Raw genomic sequence first — 15,609 nt, 5'->3', positions numbered from 1 at the left:
ACCCCGCTATTTGAGGGCAGTAAGATTCCCAACTCAAAATTCAGCTAGAACAAAGAAGTTAGGTGGGAATCGACTGCCCGTAAAAGCCCGATTGGTGAGAGCTAATAATCAGTGGGGGATGCCCCCCTCACTGATTAAAGTTTCACTTTACATTCACTTAATTGTTAATTTAAAAAGGAGGAATTTTCACATGTCAACTATTGAAACAAAACTAGCACAAATCGGAAACCGGAGCGAAACTACAACAGGAACTGTTAACCCACCTGTTTATTTTTCAACTGCTTATCGTCATGAAGGAATTGGTAACTCTACTGGCTTTGACTATTCACGAACTGGCAATCCAACTCGTGGTCTTTTAGAGCAGGCAATCGCAGACTTAGAATATGGTGAACAAGGTTATGCCTGTAGTTCAGGGATGGCAGCTGTTCTCCTCGTCCTCTCCCTATTCCGTTCTGGAGACGAACTTATTGTATCCGAAGATTTATACGGGGGCACTTATCGATTATTTTCTGAGCACGAAAAAAAGTGGAATGTTCGATGTAGATACGTAAATACACAATCTATTAAACAAATTGAGCAAGCTATCACAACTGAAACGAAAGCTATTTTCATAGAAACTCCAACTAATCCGTTAATGCAAGTTACTGATATTGCCGCTGTCGCAACTGTAGCGAAAAGACACGGACTACTTCTTATTGTAGACAACACATTCTATACGCCTTATATACAGCAGCCATTAACAGAAGGTGCCGACATTGTACTTCATAGCGCAACGAAATATTTAGGGGGACATAACGATGTCCTAAGCGGACTTGTCGTTGCAAAAGGAAAGGAACTTTGTGAGGAAATCGCTCATTATCATAATGCCTCTGGTGCGGTCTTAAGTCCATTTGACTCATGGCTATTAATTCGTGGTATGAAAACGTTAGCGCTTCGCATGAGACAACATGAAGAAAATGCAAAAGCAGTTGTTGCTTATTTAAATGATGAAGACGGGGTTACAGATGTATTTTATCCTGGAAGAGGCGGCATGATCTCATTTCGTCTGAAAGATGAAACATGGATCAATCCATTCTTACAATCTTTATCCTTAATTACATTTGCTGAAAGTCTTGGTGGTGTTGAAAGTTTAATGACGTATCCAGCAACGCAAACACACGCTGATATTCCTGAAGAAATCAGAACAGCAAACGGTGTATGTAATCGTCTTCTGCGATTTTCCGTTGGCATTGAAAATAGTAACGATTTAATTCAAGACTTAAAGCAAGCTATTAAACTTGTAAAAGAAGGTGTAAGAATATGAGTTATTCTATAGATACACTCTTACTGCACAACCAATATAAACATGACTCACAAACAGGAGCTGTTAACGTTCCCATCTATAATACATCAACATTCCATCAATTTGATGTAGATACGTTCGGAAAATATGACTATAGTCGCTCTGGTAATCCAACTCGTGAAGCGCTTGAAGATATCATTGCTTTATTAGAAGGAGGAACAAAGGGATTTGCCTTCGCATCAGGAATTGCAGCGATTTCTACTGCATTCCTCCTTCTTTCACAAGGCGATCACGTACTCATTTCAGAAGACGTATACGGAGGAACTTACCGAATTATAACTGAAGTGCTCTCCCGTTACGGTGTGTCACATACATTTGTTGATATGACAAATGTAGAAGAAATAAAGCAAAACATTAAGCCAAACACAAAACTCTTTTATGTGGAAACACCCTCTAATCCACTTTTAAAAGTGACAGATATTCGTGCTGTTTCTAAACTTGCAAAATCTATTGACGCCCTTACTTTTGTTGATAATACATTTTTGACACCACTATTCCAGAAACCACTTGATCTTGGCGCCGATGTCGTTCTTCATAGTGCCACAAAATTCATTGCCGGTCATAGTGATGTTACTGCCGGATTAGCGGTTGTAAAAGATGCCGAACTCGCTCAAAAACTTGGATTTTTACAAAATGCATTCGGCGCTATTTTAGGTCCTCAAGATTGTTCTCTCGTACTTCGCGGTCTAAAAACATTGCATGTACGTCTTGAGCATTCAGCTGCAAACGCCAATAAAATTGCACATTATTTACAAGAGCACGCTAAAGTTAAAAATGTCTATTATCCTGGCTTACAAACACATCTTGGATTTGATATTCAACAATCTCAAGCTACATCAGCTGGAGCTGTCCTATCTTTCACCTTACAATCAGAAGACGCACTCCGCCAATTTTTATCAAAAGTAAAATTACCTGTCTTTGCAGTTAGTTTAGGAGCTGTCGAATCGATTCTTTCCTACCCAGCTAAAATGTCACATGCAGCACTGTCGCAAGAAGCTCGTGATAAAAGAGGGATTTCTAATTCATTACTTCGGTTATCTGTCGGCCTTGAAAATGTTGACGATTTAATATCCGATTTTGGAAATGCCCTTTCTTATGTAGAAGAACCTGTAAATGCATAGAACGAAAAGAAGATATGAAATTAAGTTTTCATATCTTCTTTTTTATGCCATTAAGTATATTTTTTACTTTTCGTATAGTTCTTAAAAAAACGAAAGAGCACCATCTATTTCTAAATAATGAATTAATTGATATATTAAGAAGTAAAAAAGGGGCAAAAATAATGGATACTTGTGCAGATGTTTTAATCGTTATCGATTTACAAAATGGAGTATGTTATAGCGAAGAGCATTTATTCGATTTACAAAATTTACTTACAAAAGTAAATAAAAGAATTTCTTCATACAGAAAATCAAATAAACCAATCATTTTTATTCAACATTGTGATGATGATTTAGTACCCGAAAAAGAACTTTGGGCTATTCATGCTGATCTAGATGTTCAGGAACAAGATTTTTTTGTAAGAAAAACACATGCCAATTCATTTTATAAAACAAACTTGAAAGAGATTTTAGAACAATTATCTGTACACCGTATTGAATTTTGTGGTGCCCAAACAGAGTACTGTATGGATGCTACGATTAAATTTTCCCATGGACTAGAATACGAAAACTTCATGGTACAGAAAGCAACCTCTACGTTAAATAATCCATTTATGTCCGCAAAAGAGACAATTGATTTTTATGAAAATATATGGAACCGCAGATTTTTAAAGCTGATAAAAGATGAAATCTAGAATATATAACTAATGTCTTGGTAATTATAAAATTTATCAGCTATACTCGAATATTTTGTTATCACCATAAAGAAGCTGACTACATTCAGCTTCTTTTCTTTTAACCTGTTTTATATTCTATATATAACATTATAATTCCTTTTTCTTATTATTTTAAAAATTTTGTATATTCATTTGAAAGAATAAGAAAATCATGATAAAATTGTGTTACAAATATATCTATATCTTTCAATTTTTAAAACGCATCGAAATTTTCACCCAAAAATGTCATTTTACAAAACCATGCAAATTTATCTACTTTATTTACATCAGGGTCTCTTTTCTTACAATTTCTTTACTTTAGGACTTTTTTTCTGCAACAACTGTTTTCTTTTCTTTAATTTTTTGGTATGTATAGTATGGTATAACAGCTCACACGGAGGTGGAAAAGAACATGTTAGAAACCTTTCAAAAAGAAATAGAACTATATGAAAGCAATGCAGAATTATTGAAAGTACTTGCTCATCCTGTTCGCTTATGTATTGTAAAAGGATTAATTGAACGTGGTCCAAGCAACGTTTCTACAATGTACACTGGCTTAAATATGCCACAATCTACAATTTCACAGCATTTAGCAAAATTAAAAAGTGCTAAAATCGTTTCCAGTGAAAGAAAAGGATTGGAAATTTATTACAAAGTAGAAAACGAGACAATTATTCAACTCGTTCGCGTATTATTAGGTTAAGAGCTCATAAACAGAGAAAAAGGGCGTATTTTATATTTTTCATCTCATATCTTTAATATAAATATATATCATGAGAGAAAATATATGATGCTACATAATTAAAAAGTCGTATTAAAAAACAAGACACAGAAATATGCTGTGTCTTGTTTTTTTATATTTTCAAATACTGATCCAAGTGTAACTGTTGCATATGTTTCGTATGTATCACAACATCAAATGCACTCCCTAATCCTCCGCTCAAAATCATAGAACGAACTGCACGATTTTGTTTTTGAGTTTCAGAAAAAGGATTTCGATCTTGGTGACCCGTAAGCTGATCTAATATTCCTGCTGCTAACAAAAACTCAGATTGCTTCTTATGCCATACTATATTCATGCCTTGCAGGCTAAACATCTCTTTCAGTTCGTCCCAATGAATATGAGTAGTAAGATCCATTTCACCTGGATGCGCTAAAGGATTACGGATTAACTTATGCTCGTAATATCCTCGTAAACTTCCTTCTTGATGTGCAGGATGCATCCATTCTTCTTTTGTGTATCCATAATCAACGGTAATACATACACCTCGTTGAAACCATTTCGCAATTTCTACTATATATTCTTCCATCGCAAGTGGCACTTCAAAACGCTGACCTTCAGCAAGATGAATATTATATTTCAATAAGTATCGACCAATATTTTTCTGTAGCGGTCTACATACTTCTGCGAGTTTCCCTTCCTCTGTGTACGTCACACGTACTTCATACAATATTCCATTTCTCTTCTCAATTACTTCAACAGGAAATGCATCAAATAACTCATTTGAAAAAAGAATCCCTTCGAACGATTCTCCCATTTCACTATGCGACGTATAATACGACACATTAGAAAACGAACAAAGATTTTTCTGCTGTAAGTTTCTATGAAAAGGGCTCATTTCAATCATTGAATAGTTTAAATCAATAAAGGTTTCTGGAGATACTTGCTTCCACTCTTGTAAAACATCATAGGCAAACCTTCCTGTTCCCCCACCAATCTCACAAATATTCGGAGCAACTTCACCATTTTCAACAAGACGAATAAAAAATTTAGCAAATGTTTTTGCAAAAACAGAGGATACGTTGCTACTTGTAAAAAAATCCCCTTGTCTTCCAATTTTTTCACGTTCCTTCATATAATAGCCATGTCCCTCTGTGTACAATACGAGGTTCATATACGTACTATATGAAATTGAATAATCCTTCTCTTTCTCCATCCATTCTTTTAAAATGAGCTCCATCTCCCTACTAGCTCCTTACTGTAAAAATGGATTATTTTCTTTTTCAAAACCAATGCTTGTTTCTGGACCATGTCCACATAGCACCGCTGTTTCATCTGGTAATACAAATAATTTTTCTTCAATACTTCCAATCAATTCAGCAAAACTTCCACCGGGTAAATCTGTTCTTCCGATGCTCATTTGGAACAATACATCACCAGAAAATACAGCATTCGCCTCTTTACAATAATAAGAAATACTGCCTGGAGAATGTCCTGGCGTCTCAAAAATCTCAAAATTAAATGAACCAATTGCTAATGCACCTTCTGCATCAATAATATGATCTGCTGGTTTTGCTGTAATACTGCGATTCATCATAAAAATTTGAGAGCCATTTACAGTTGCATCGCCTAACCAATCTGCTTCTTCTTTATGTACGTACACAGGAATATGAAAAGCGTCTCTTACCGCGTCAACAGCACCAATATGATCAAAGTGAGCATGTGTTAATAAAATAGCAAGTGGCTTTAATTGTTCTTCTTGTAAATATGTAACGAGCTTATCTCCTTCGTGACCAGGATCAAAGATAATACACTCATTTTGATCATTCGTTAAAATATAAGCATTCGTTTGTAATGGGCCTAACGGCATTTGTATCCATTTCATATGAAAATCTCCTCCAATTATTAAACTTACTTTCAATGATACAACATTTTTTTCTCTTAGGAAAAGAAAGGATGCTATCTCGACAATCATTTTTAAAACATGTACAATATAAAAGAGTTAATATTCTAAAAACTCATATTGAGGAATGGGTAGACAGAGGAGGATATTGTATGGGCCTTGTTATTATTTTTGCGCTAGTCACTCTGTTAGCTGTATTCGCTACGCTTAGAACTCTTCGCGAAAAAAACTTATTCGCGGGCGGCTTTGCAATTGCAACTGTACTCGTTTTCGGATGGTTTACGATCATGACTGTTCTATATAACGGGTACCCACCAGCAGCTTAATTCATTTACATGTTATTCTTCATCAAGATTTCACACAAAAAGAGGAAGGGTTTCCCCTTCCTCTTTTCATATTTCACAACTTATACCATCTTCGCTTCGTATTTGTGCTTTTTTACAAGCCAAGCTCCTCCGATAACACCTGCATCATTACCAAGTATTGCAATCGCTAACTTTGTGCTCTTTACAGCACGTGAGAAAGCATATTGCTCGAAATAACGTTGAATTGGCTCTAATAGTGCATCTCCAGCTTTAGACACGCCCCCGCCAATAACAATTTTCTCTGGGTTCAACGTACTAGCAAGGTTCGCTACAGCTAACCCTAAATAAGAAGCTACTTTTTCTACTACTTCGCCTGCTAGCTCGTCACCTTGTCCAAGTGCTTCAAACACATCTTTTGATGTAATACGCCCTTCTTCTGCTAACATAGAACGTAGAACACTCTCTTTATTAGTCTCTTGTATTTTTTGCATAGCAACACGCACAATACCCGTTGCAGATGCTACAGTTTCTAAGCAACCAGACTTCCCGCAATTACATGGGAAAGCATTCTCTGTAACTACTGTAATATGTCCAATCTCACCAGCAGCTCCGCTTACGCCGTGTACAATCTCACCATTGGCGATTACACCACCACCAACACCAGTGCCAAGTGTCATACAGATTAAATCTTTTGCTCCTTCACCAGCACCTTTCCACATTTCACCAAGTGCTGCTAAGTTTGCATCATTATCAATAACAACAGGTAATCCTGTTTCTACTTCTAATAAATCTTTTAACGGATAGTTTTTCCATCCTAAATTGACCGCTTCATAAATCATTCCAGACGCCACGTGTACAGGACCAGGAGCTCCCATACCAATACCGATTAACTTGCTTTTCAATTCACCTAACTCTTCTAACTTTTTATCAATAGCTTTCGCTACATCAAGCGTAATATGTTTTCCTTGCTCATTTGTATTCGTAGGGATTTCCCACTTATGTAAAATTTCACCGTACACATTAATAAATGCTAATTTAATTGTTGTACCACCAAGGTCAACCCCAACTAACCATTTCTCTTCCATGTTGCTTACCTACCTTTATCTAATTCTTATTTAGCTCTTTTTGAATTTCTTGCTTCAATAAAAATAAAGCTGTTTGATAGTCTTGTGGATCGATTAACTGTGATTGATTTAATTCACGCAATTCATCTTGCATTAATTGTAAATCTGCAATTCGATCACCCGTATAAATAATCGTACCAAATTTCTTTAGCAATTGCTGAATATCATAAATAGATACCATTTTATCACCCTCTATGCTCACTTACTATAAAAAATTATAATAAGAAAACGTTCACATATTTTATTATAATCAAGAAGAAAAAGTCTCGTCAATTTTTATTTGTCTATACAAGCCCGTTTTTAACCATTGTTCCTTTTTCTGTAATAATTTTTTCTACGTTTTTATCAAACGGCTCTACTGGAATATGTTCTACTATTTGAAAACTATAAGCTAATGATAGCGTTTTCCCTTTATAATGCACGAGATAACGATCATAATACCCACCGCCATATCCAATCCGTTCTCCTCGCTCTGTATAAGCTACACCTGGCACGATTTGAAGATCAATGTCATCTGCATTCACTTCTTCCGTACGCGCTGGAATTGGTTCACGTAAATTCATATACACTATTTCTAATTGATCAAAATTACTAATTTGCCGGAAAGACATTGTTCGTGTTCCTTTGTTACACTTTGGAACAACAACTTTCTTTCCTTCTTCCCAGGCTTTTTCGATAATAGAATATGTATTCACTTCATTTTCCATTGAGAGAGTGATTCCAATTGTTTTAGCTTCAGCCCACTCTTTTTGCGCATACAACGAAAATGCAATTTGCTCTGATAAAGTTGTACACCGTTCTTCTGATAAAGAATTCATGTGCTCTATTATTTGTTTACGTAAACGTACTTTCTCTTCTCTCACACACTTTCCCCCTCACAGTGATACTTTGCTCTACGATGATAGTGTATCACTTTTAACATAGGAATCGAATAAAAAAAGAAACAGTAGGAAAATATTCCTACTGCTTACTTTGTTTCACGGTGTAACGTAGACTTCTTGTCACGCTTGCAATACTTTTTAAGCTCGATACGCTCAGCGTTGTTACGTTTGTTTTTCTTTGAGATATAGTTACGATCTCCGCATTCTGTACATGCTAGAGTAATATTCACACGCATTCTTATTCCCTCCAGTACTAATAACTTAAATCAGACTATACTATAATACCACTTTTAAAATAAAAATTCTACACCTTTTGATATTGTCTAATTTTTTCTATAAGATTTTTCATGTTTTCCCTTGCTATTACTGGGTTTCTGGCATGCGAATACACTAAAAATTTCGGTTGTTTTGTGTCAGAAACGATATAAGACCACTCTTTTTCGGTATATTTGAACTGTACTCCTTCAAATATACCTTCTTCCTTTCTTTCCATATCAGCCAATAATTTCCTCATTACTTTTCCTTTTTCATTCCATGAACATACAACTTCATCACAAAGTAGATAGAGCGGCGGTGATTGCTCTACTATGCTGAGAAATGTTTTCCCCTGCAATGCTATTAACTCGAATAATTTTCCAATTCGATATAAAATATCTCGCTTCCATCTCGCTTGAAACGACTTTTTTTCATCCTGCGTATAAAATAGAAGGTAACATTCTCCTAATTTCAAAGACATCGGGTAAATATTTCCTGCCGATTCAAGTAATAAATCTGGAATATCCACCTCTTCAAAATCTGTTCCTTGGTAAATATTACTATGATTATCATATAACTCGAAATAATTTCCTTGCTCTGAAAACATAAGTGCCATATTTGCTTTACTTGATTTCATCAAAGCTTTCACATGATCCTTTTGTTCGCCCGCATAAATCCATGTAACTGTGCATCCGAGCCTTTGTAAAAAGAGCATCAATAAATGTTGTAACATATCATTCCTCTTATTAATAAGAAGATGAAACTTTTGTTTTTGTATTTTCTCAATATCAACGCGCTCTAATACAGCCTCTATATAATCATGTAAAGAAACGTGGACTAGTTTATTCCGTCCCATTTCTTTCTCACATACGTAATAAAACGACTCAGACATATATACTTGTTCTATCGCTTTTTGCTGCTTATACGTTAATTGTACCCCATCCTTACCATATAACTTTATAACAACCTCTTTTTCATTTTCTACTTGAATGAAAACCCCACCAGCACATTGTAAATCCTGAATGCTATACTGAAAAAGCGATTCGTTCATTTCTTTGCATTCCATCGTATGAACCCCGATACCATGAATCGCATGAAGAAAGAGATTTTTATAAGAAGTCGTTTCTATATGTTCTTGACTCCCAATTAATATACTTTCTCCTTTGGCAAAAAGAGATCCATACGCCATCGCAACCTTCACAATAAATTGAGGAGTGATTTCAACATTACCTCTTCCTACAATGCGGCTTTTTTGCAACCATCCTGCACTCTTTTCACTTTCTTGAACACCAGCCGATCCTACTACTGAATAGCTGTCAATTGCCTTATATGGCCATAGTTTTCCCTTTTGCTTAATTACCGTACTTTTCCCTATATGACAATGATCCGCTACAATGCTTTTTTGAAACAGTGTAACGTCATCTTCCACCATTGTATGCTCTCCTATGGTCGTTTCTAATAGCTCGCAATACTGACCAATGTGCGCATTTGCAAAAACAATACTTTTTTGAAGATGAGAATAACTTGAAACAACACTATTTTTCCCGATAATAGAGTATGGCTCAATTACAGCTCCAACACCAATCTTTGCTCCTTCTCCAATAAAAGAAGGACCGTGAATTTTCGTTCCTTTTCCAATCGTCACACCTTCCCCCATCCATACCATCGGCAATACTTCCGTGTAAGGAATAGGTACTTGCAATTTTTTCGTTAACAAATCAAATTGTGCTTGTCGATATTGATCAAATGTACCGATATCTAACCAATAACCTTCTGACAAATATGCAAATAACGCGTTCTTATTTGCCAAGAGCGGAAACACATCTTGACTGAAATCAAAAAACTCTCGGGGCGGTATGTAAGAAAAAATTTCTGGCTCCATAATATATATACCTGTATTCACAATATTAGAGACTACTTCATTCCAGCTCGGTTTTTCTATATATCGTGTAACCTCTTGTTCTTTGTTCATTACAACTAAACCGAATGAGAGTGGGTTTTCTACTTCCTTTACAAACATAGTTACCATTCTTTTCTTTTGTTCATGAAACGTAATTCCTTCTGATAATTGAAAATCAGTTAACGCATCCCCGCTTATCACAACAAACGTTTCATCTAAAAATGTTTCCGCTTGTTTAATACTCCCTGCGGTTCCAAGCGGGGGAGAATCTTCAAAGTAGTACAAGTTAACTCCCCATTTGCTACCGTCTCCAAAATATTGCTTAATGGCCGTACTCATATACTGAACAGTAATTGCAATTTCACGAATCCCATGCTGACGTAATAATTCAATATTGTATTCCAAAACTGGCTTTTCTAATAACGGTAACATCGGCTTTGGAGTATTACATGTTAATGGTCTAAGGCGTCGTCCTTTTCCTCCAGCTAAAATAACCCCCTTCATATACTTCAGCCTCCACTTATATAATGATCAGTAACTTCATATACGATATGTATATTATCTCCCCCGCATTAACTAGCAGTATAAAATGAAACTTTAATTAGTAGGGATTTTGTGCATCTCCCACTGATTATTAGCCTTGACCACTCGAATCTGGCTTTTACAGGCAGTAAAACTCCCTATATACATGTACCTTTTCAACACCACAAAAGAAAGCGCTTACCATTAACTTAGTAAAATATCCTTTAATAAGTGAACAACATATATGTCCTATTTTTCCCATTATATTATGATACATCTTATCATCATAAACTAAAGGAAACAACGAGCTTTTTTTGTCATGTTTTGACTAAAAAAAGCAGGTGATGTTTCACCTGCCTTTTTTCTTTATTCATTTAATAAGTAATGCTTTCCTTTTACTAAATAAAAAACATTTTCAGCAATATTTGTAATATGATCTGCTACACGCTCGATATATCTCGCCACAAAGGATAATTGTGTAATTTGTGTAATTGCTTCTGGTTGTTCTGGAACTGAAGATATAAATTCACGAATCGCTTTCCCATATATTTCATCAACTGAATCATCCATTTCGGCAATTTGTTTCGCAAAAGTTAGATTCTCTTGCTCATATGCTTCTAAGGCTAACTGTAACATCTTATTTGCAATTGCAAACATTTCATCAAGATTGTGCAAACTAACAACCACCTCTTTTTCCCCAAGACGAATTGTTGATTTCGCAATATTAACAGCATGATCTGCAATACGCTCTAAATCTGTCGCTGTTTTAATTGAAATGAAAATCCTTCTTAAATCACTTGCTACAGGTTGCTGCTTCGTAATAAGCATAAGCGCAAGATCATTTATTTCCTCTTCTAAATTATCCATACGATAATCACCATCTATTACCTCTAACGCTTTCTCTACATCCCTTTTATGAAGACCTTCCATAGCAAGCAATAAACCTTCCCTCGCTAGCTCTCCAAGCTCAATCACCTTTTGCTGTAACATTTTTAAATCACATTGAAACTGTTCTCTTACCATTGTTTCTTCCCCCTCAATATTATGTGCCATTATATATAGATCTCCTACCTAGCCTACTTGTAATAAGCCTTAAGATAGGAGAAGTATTACTTCTCTAATTAAATGAGGTAAAAATAAGAAATACCCTCTGTTAAGAGGGTATTTGCTCTTAGCCTTGCAACGATATCAACCGAATCGGCCTGTAATATAATCTTCTGTACGCTTATCTGAAGGTGTCGTAAATAATTTATTTGTATCTGTATACTCCACAACTTCTCCACTTAAGAAGAAAGCAGTTTTATCTGAAATACGTGCCGCTTGTTGCATGTTATGCGTTACGATCACAATACTAAAGTCTTTCTTTAACTCTTGAATTAATTCTTCTACTTTTAATGTTGAAATTGGATCTAGTGCCGATGTTGGCTCATCCATTAAAATAACGTCTGGTTCAATTGCTAAACAACGTGCGATACATAGACGCTGTTGCTGTCCACCAGATAAACCGTATGCATTATCATGCAAACGATCTTTTAACTCATCCCAAATCGCTGCTCCACGTAAACTTTTTTCAACAATTTCATCCAATGTTTTTTTATCACGAATACCATGAATTTTCGGGCCATATGCTACATTTTCATAAATAGATTTCGGAAATGGGTTTGGCTTTTGGAACACCATTCCCACATGAGTTCTTAATTCTTCAACTGGGTATGATTTTTCAAATATATTGCGCTCTCTATATTCAATTACACCTGTAGTTCGCACGATTGGTACTAACTCTACCATACGATTTAATGTTTTTAAGTACGTTGATTTACCACAACCACTTGGCCCGATAATTGCTGTAACTTCATTCTCATGAATGCTTAAGTTAATATCTTTTAAAGCATGGTCTTCTCCGTACCATAAATTTAAGTTTTTCGTATCAAATACTACTTTCTTTGGTGCAGTCTCGATTTTCTCCTCGTTTTTCACCTGTACATTTACTACTGTTGCTACCATTTGAATTCCCCTTTCATCCATTTCCAACTTATTTTCGATTTCGTAACCATAAGACAAATATATTGATAAAGAGTAATAAACCTAACAACACAATCATCCCAGCAGCTGCTACATACTGAAATTCTTCTTGCGGTCTACTCATCCAATTAAAAATTTGAATTGGTAAAACTGTAAATCTATCAAACATACTAAATGGAACATAATTTGCAAATGCAAGTGCCCCGATAACTAATAGCGGTGCCGCTTCTCCAATCGTCCTTGATATCGCTAACGTACAACCCGTTATAATTCCTGGGAAAGCAGATGGCAATACAATTTGATACATCGTTTGCCACTTCGTAGCACCTAATCCGTAAGAGGCTTCTAATAATGAACTTGGTACAGATCGTATCGCTTCTTGACTCGCTACAACAACTGTCGGTAAAACGAGTAAACTCATCGTCAGTGCCGCCGCAATAATACTCTCTCCTAAATGAAGAGCATATACAAAAATAGTTAAGCCGAGTAATCCAAATACAACGGAAGGTACTCCTGCTAACGTTTGATTATTAATTTCTATTACCTTTTTAAATATAGATTCCTTCGCATATTGCTCCAAATAAAGAGCAGTTCCAACTCCAAATATAAAGGAGACTGGTATAACAATACTCATAAATAATATTGTTCCTGACAAAGCTGCAGCAATCCCAGCTTCTTTCGGATTACGCGAAGCGAAGTTTGTAAAGAAATCTAACGAAAGGTAACTTATACCTTTTCCAAAAATTTGAAAAAGAAAAATAAGCAGTATTACTATTGAAAACAAAATTGCTATATAAAATAACAACTTGTAAACTCGGTCTTTTAAAAAACGTGATGCCATATTTTCTTGTATTTTTTTATGATTCAACATTCGCATATTATGTCACCCTCCTAAAGCGGCGCATAATAGAGTGTGAAATGATGTTCATTATAAGAGTAAACAAGAATAACGTTGCGCCTACAGCATACATGCTGTAATACGTAATTGTTCCATGCGGAGCATCACCTAAGCTCACTTGCACAATATAGGCTGTTAGCGTTTGAATAGAGTGTGTCGGATCGAGCGATACATTCGGTGTAGATCCCGCTGCAATTACAACTATCATCGTTTCGCCAATTGCTCTGGAAGCAGCTAATAGGATTGCTGCCATAATCCCTGTAAAAGCCGAAGGAAACACGACTTGTTTTACCATCTCAAACCGAGTTGCTCCAAGTGCTAACGAAGCTTCTTTCGTTCCTTTCGCTACATCTCTCATCGCGTCTTCAGATAGAGATGCAATTATAGGTATCATCATAAAGCCAATAACAATACCTGGACTAATCGCATTAAAAAACTGTAAATCTGGTATAATCCGTTGTAAAAGTGGTGTGACAACTGTTAATGCAAAAAAACCATATACAATTGTCGGGATACCTGCTAATAGTTCTAACATCGGTTTTAATACTTTCCTTGCACTGCTTGAAGCATATTCGCTTAAAAATACGGCACACGCTAAACCGATAGGAATTGATACGAACATGGCAATTGCTGTTACAAGGAACGTTCCACATATAAGTGGTAATATACCGAATTTAGGATTTTCAAAAAAAGGTAACCATTCTTTTCCCGTCAAAAAGGAGTGTAATGGTATTTTTTGAAAAAACATCATTGTTTCATTTGCCAATGTAAAAATAATTCCAAGTGTCGTTACAATAGACACGCTAGCAATTATTTTTAGTAATAACGGAACTATTCGATTGATTCGCTGCGTTTTTTTTCTTTGTTTTGTATTTCTTTCAATCAAATTTTGTACAGAAAATGTAATTTGACTTTTGTCATTATGAGCCAAAGATGAAAACCCCTTTCCACCCTGACATTACCTTTTTATTTCTGTTAACATCCGCAGCTGTTCATTATATTTTTCTTTTGGTAATTTTACATATCCAACCTCTTCAGCGAGATTACCAACATGCTGAATCATAAACTCAATATAATTTGCTACATTCATTTTATTTCGGATAGATGCATCATTCACATAAGCAAATAGTGGCCTAGATAATGGCTTATACTTACCTGATTGAATGGTATCTTTCGTCGGAAGTACACCATTCACTTTTATTGCTCTCACCTTATCTCGATTGGCCATATAATAAGCATATCCTACAAAAGCAATGGCATTTTTATCATTCATTACCCCTTGCATAATAACTTGATCATCTTCAGACAAAGAGACTTTTTTTACAATGCGACTATTTTGTAAGATGACATTTTGAAAATAATCATACGTACCAGAGTCTACACCTGGCGCATAAAACTTCACCTGTTCACGTGGCCATGAAGAATGAATTTGTGACCATCGCTTTTCGTTTCCATCTTCACTCCATAATAGACGTAACTCGTCTACCTTCATATTGTTTACCCAAGTATTTTGGCGACTCACAACGATCGTAAGACCATCGTAAGCGACTTCAAACGGTGTAAACTGAATAGAGTTTTTCTTCATTTCATTTTCTTCCACTTGTTTCATTGCTCTCGAAGCATTATTTATATCTACTTCTCCTTTACTGAAACGATTAAATCCTCCTCCTGTTCCAGAAACACTGATAGAAATTTTCACGTTTGGATGCGCCTTTGTATATTCCTCCGCTACTGCTTCTATAATAGGGAAAACTGTTGAGGATCCATCAACTCTCACTTCTCCCATTTCATTCACAGCAAATACAGTAGACGTGCCAACATAAAGAAAACATGTTGACAGCATGAAAACTTTAATCGATGCACTTATCCATTTCACGTGTTCTTCCTCCTAGAAGTAACCGGAAATAACAGGATTACAGA

Annotated in this window: 17 protein-coding genes; 5 read left to right on the top strand and 12 right to left on the bottom strand. The window is 35.7% G+C overall.

The genetic code is table 11. The features are described from left to right. The first annotated feature begins 190 nt into the window (after positions 1 to 190). The 4 genes from metI (at position 191) to JDS99_RS10585 (ending at position 3,861) form a co-directional block, all read left to right on the top strand. Entirely contained in the window at positions 191 to 1,303 is a 1,113-nt protein-coding gene (metI, locus tag JDS99_RS10600) for a cystathionine gamma-synthase/O-acetylhomoserine thiolyase (protein ID WP_000103901.1), read from the top strand. Then, positions 1,300 to 2,463: a cystathionine beta-lyase gene (gene metC, locus JDS99_RS10595; RefSeq protein WP_097907755.1), complete on the top strand. Its 1,164-nt coding sequence runs from the start codon at positions 1,300 to 1,302 to the stop codon at positions 2,461 to 2,463. Before metI ends, metC begins: the two co-directional genes overlap by 4 nt. 161 nt (positions 2,464 to 2,624) lie before the next feature. After that, positions 2,625 to 3,137, top strand: a complete 513-nt coding sequence (locus tag JDS99_RS10590; RefSeq protein WP_097889613.1) for a cysteine hydrolase family protein — start codon at positions 2,625 to 2,627, stop codon at positions 3,135 to 3,137. A gap of 433 nt (positions 3,138 to 3,570) precedes the next feature. Further along, positions 3,571 to 3,861 carry an ArsR/SmtB family transcription factor gene (locus tag JDS99_RS10585; protein WP_000894375.1) on the top strand — a complete coding sequence of 97 codons (291 nt, stop codon included), beginning with the start codon at positions 3,571 to 3,573 and terminating at the stop codon, positions 3,859 to 3,861. 151 nt (positions 3,862 to 4,012) lie between these two features. On the opposite strand, the gene JDS99_RS10580 is transcribed toward JDS99_RS10585, so the two are convergent. Both JDS99_RS10580 and JDS99_RS10575 read right to left on the bottom strand, forming a co-directional pair. Beyond that, a complete protein-coding gene (locus tag JDS99_RS10580; protein ID WP_199695049.1) occupies positions 4,013 to 5,119 on the bottom strand; it encodes a class I SAM-dependent methyltransferase in 1,107 nt (368 codons plus the stop codon). A 15-nt stretch (positions 5,120 to 5,134) separates the two neighbouring features. After that, a complete protein-coding gene (locus tag JDS99_RS10575) occupies positions 5,135 to 5,764 on the bottom strand; it encodes an MBL fold metallo-hydrolase (protein WP_199695048.1) in 630 nt (209 codons plus the stop codon). A 170-nt stretch (positions 5,765 to 5,934) separates the two neighbouring features. On the opposite strand from JDS99_RS10575, the gene JDS99_RS10570 reads away from it, so the two are divergent. Further along, complete coding sequence (locus JDS99_RS10570; protein WP_000524847.1) at positions 5,935 to 6,108, top strand: DUF2759 domain-containing protein; 174 nt, start codon at positions 5,935 to 5,937, stop codon at positions 6,106 to 6,108. Between the two features lie 80 nt (positions 6,109 to 6,188). On the opposite strand, the gene glcK is transcribed toward JDS99_RS10570, so the two are convergent. The 10 genes from glcK to phoX form a co-directional block, all read right to left on the bottom strand. Next, on the bottom strand, positions 6,189 to 7,172 hold the full coding sequence (gene glcK / locus JDS99_RS10565) for a glucokinase (protein ID WP_000391711.1): 984 nt from the start codon (positions 7,170 to 7,172) through the stop codon (positions 6,189 to 6,191). Between the two features lie 19 nt (positions 7,173 to 7,191). Next, positions 7,192 to 7,392, bottom strand: a complete 201-nt coding sequence (locus tag JDS99_RS10560; RefSeq protein ID WP_000253699.1) for a YqgQ family protein — start codon at positions 7,390 to 7,392, stop codon at positions 7,192 to 7,194. A 103-nt stretch (positions 7,393 to 7,495) separates the two neighbouring features. Beyond that, a complete protein-coding gene (locus JDS99_RS10555) occupies positions 7,496 to 8,074 on the bottom strand; it encodes a 5-formyltetrahydrofolate cyclo-ligase (protein WP_199695047.1) in 579 nt (192 codons plus the stop codon). Positions 8,075 to 8,178: 104 nt separating this feature from the next. Further along, entirely contained in the window at positions 8,179 to 8,328 is a 150-nt protein-coding gene (rpmG, locus tag JDS99_RS10550; RefSeq protein WP_001265616.1) for a 50S ribosomal protein L33, read from the bottom strand. A gap of 68 nt (positions 8,329 to 8,396) precedes the next feature. Next, positions 8,397 to 10,751 (bottom strand): sugar phosphate nucleotidyltransferase, encoded by a 2,355-nt coding sequence (locus tag JDS99_RS10545; RefSeq protein WP_087985250.1) that lies wholly within the window; start codon positions 10,749 to 10,751, stop codon positions 8,397 to 8,399. A gap of 384 nt (positions 10,752 to 11,135) precedes the next feature. Next, positions 11,136 to 11,792, bottom strand: coding sequence for a phosphate signaling complex protein PhoU (gene phoU / locus JDS99_RS10540; protein ID WP_098857860.1), 657 nt, complete (start codon positions 11,790 to 11,792; stop codon positions 11,136 to 11,138). A 165-nt stretch (positions 11,793 to 11,957) separates the two neighbouring features. Next, positions 11,958 to 12,773 (bottom strand): phosphate ABC transporter ATP-binding protein, encoded by an 816-nt coding sequence (pstB, locus tag JDS99_RS10535; RefSeq protein WP_000226689.1) that lies wholly within the window; start codon positions 12,771 to 12,773, stop codon positions 11,958 to 11,960. 28 nt (positions 12,774 to 12,801) lie between these two features. Continuing rightward, positions 12,802 to 13,668, bottom strand: a complete 867-nt coding sequence (gene pstA, locus JDS99_RS10530) for a phosphate ABC transporter permease PstA (protein WP_199695046.1) — start codon at positions 13,666 to 13,668, stop codon at positions 12,802 to 12,804. Position 13,669: 1 nt separating this feature from the next. After that, entirely contained in the window at positions 13,670 to 14,620 is a 951-nt protein-coding gene (pstC, locus tag JDS99_RS10525) for a phosphate ABC transporter permease subunit PstC (protein WP_098857840.1), read from the bottom strand. 27 nt (positions 14,621 to 14,647) lie between these two features. Continuing rightward, positions 14,648 to 15,565, bottom strand: a complete 918-nt coding sequence (gene phoX, locus JDS99_RS10520; RefSeq protein ID WP_088064419.1) for a phosphate ABC transporter substrate-binding protein PhoX — start codon at positions 15,563 to 15,565, stop codon at positions 14,648 to 14,650. Positions 15,566 to 15,609 lie beyond the last annotated feature (44 nt).

This window comes from Bacillus cereus group sp. N6, assembly GCF_016483705.1.
Lineage (GTDB): Bacteria > Bacillota > Bacilli > Bacillales > Bacillaceae_G > Bacillus_A > Bacillus_A wiedmannii.
The sequence above is the reverse complement of the archived record's forward strand: the minus strand, read 5'-3'. Positions and strand labels throughout refer to the sequence as shown.

What these genes read in the sequence shown, in the direction of transcription:
- JDS99_RS10580 (WP_199695049.1), bottom strand. Translation starts at nt 5,119, where the DNA reads ATGGAGCTCATTTTAAAAGAATGGATGGAGAAAGAGAAGGATTATTCA.
- JDS99_RS10560 (WP_000253699.1), bottom strand. Translation starts at nt 7,392, where the DNA reads ATGGTATCTATTTATGATATTCAGCAATTGCTAAAGAAATTTGGTACG.
- JDS99_RS10590 (WP_097889613.1), top strand. Translation starts at nt 2,625, where the DNA reads ATGGATACTTGTGCAGATGTTTTAATCGTTATCGATTTACAAAATGGA.
- JDS99_RS10545 (WP_087985250.1), bottom strand. Translation starts at nt 10,751, where the DNA reads ATGAAGGGGGTTATTTTAGCTGGAGGAAAAGGACGACGCCTTAGACCA.
- glcK (WP_000391711.1), bottom strand. Translation starts at nt 7,172, where the DNA reads ATGGAAGAGAAATGGTTAGTTGGGGTTGACCTTGGTGGTACAACAATT.
- JDS99_RS10570 (WP_000524847.1), top strand. Translation starts at nt 5,935, where the DNA reads ATGGGCCTTGTTATTATTTTTGCGCTAGTCACTCTGTTAGCTGTATTC.
- metC (WP_097907755.1), top strand. Translation starts at nt 1,300, where the DNA reads ATGAGTTATTCTATAGATACACTCTTACTGCACAACCAATATAAACAT.
- pstB (WP_000226689.1), bottom strand. Translation starts at nt 12,773, where the DNA reads ATGGTAGCAACAGTAGTAAATGTACAGGTGAAAAACGAGGAGAAAATC.
- phoU (WP_098857860.1), bottom strand. Translation starts at nt 11,792, where the DNA reads ATGGTAAGAGAACAGTTTCAATGTGATTTAAAAATGTTACAGCAAAAG.
- metI (WP_000103901.1), top strand. Translation starts at nt 191, where the DNA reads ATGTCAACTATTGAAACAAAACTAGCACAAATCGGAAACCGGAGCGAA.
- JDS99_RS10585 (WP_000894375.1), top strand. Translation starts at nt 3,571, where the DNA reads ATGTTAGAAACCTTTCAAAAAGAAATAGAACTATATGAAAGCAATGCA.
- rpmG (WP_001265616.1), bottom strand. Translation starts at nt 8,328, where the DNA reads ATGCGTGTGAATATTACTCTAGCATGTACAGAATGCGGAGATCGTAAC.
- JDS99_RS10575 (WP_199695048.1), bottom strand. Translation starts at nt 5,764, where the DNA reads ATGAAATGGATACAAATGCCGTTAGGCCCATTACAAACGAATGCTTAT.
- pstA (WP_199695046.1), bottom strand. Translation starts at nt 13,668, where the DNA reads ATGCGAATGTTGAATCATAAAAAAATACAAGAAAATATGGCATCACGT.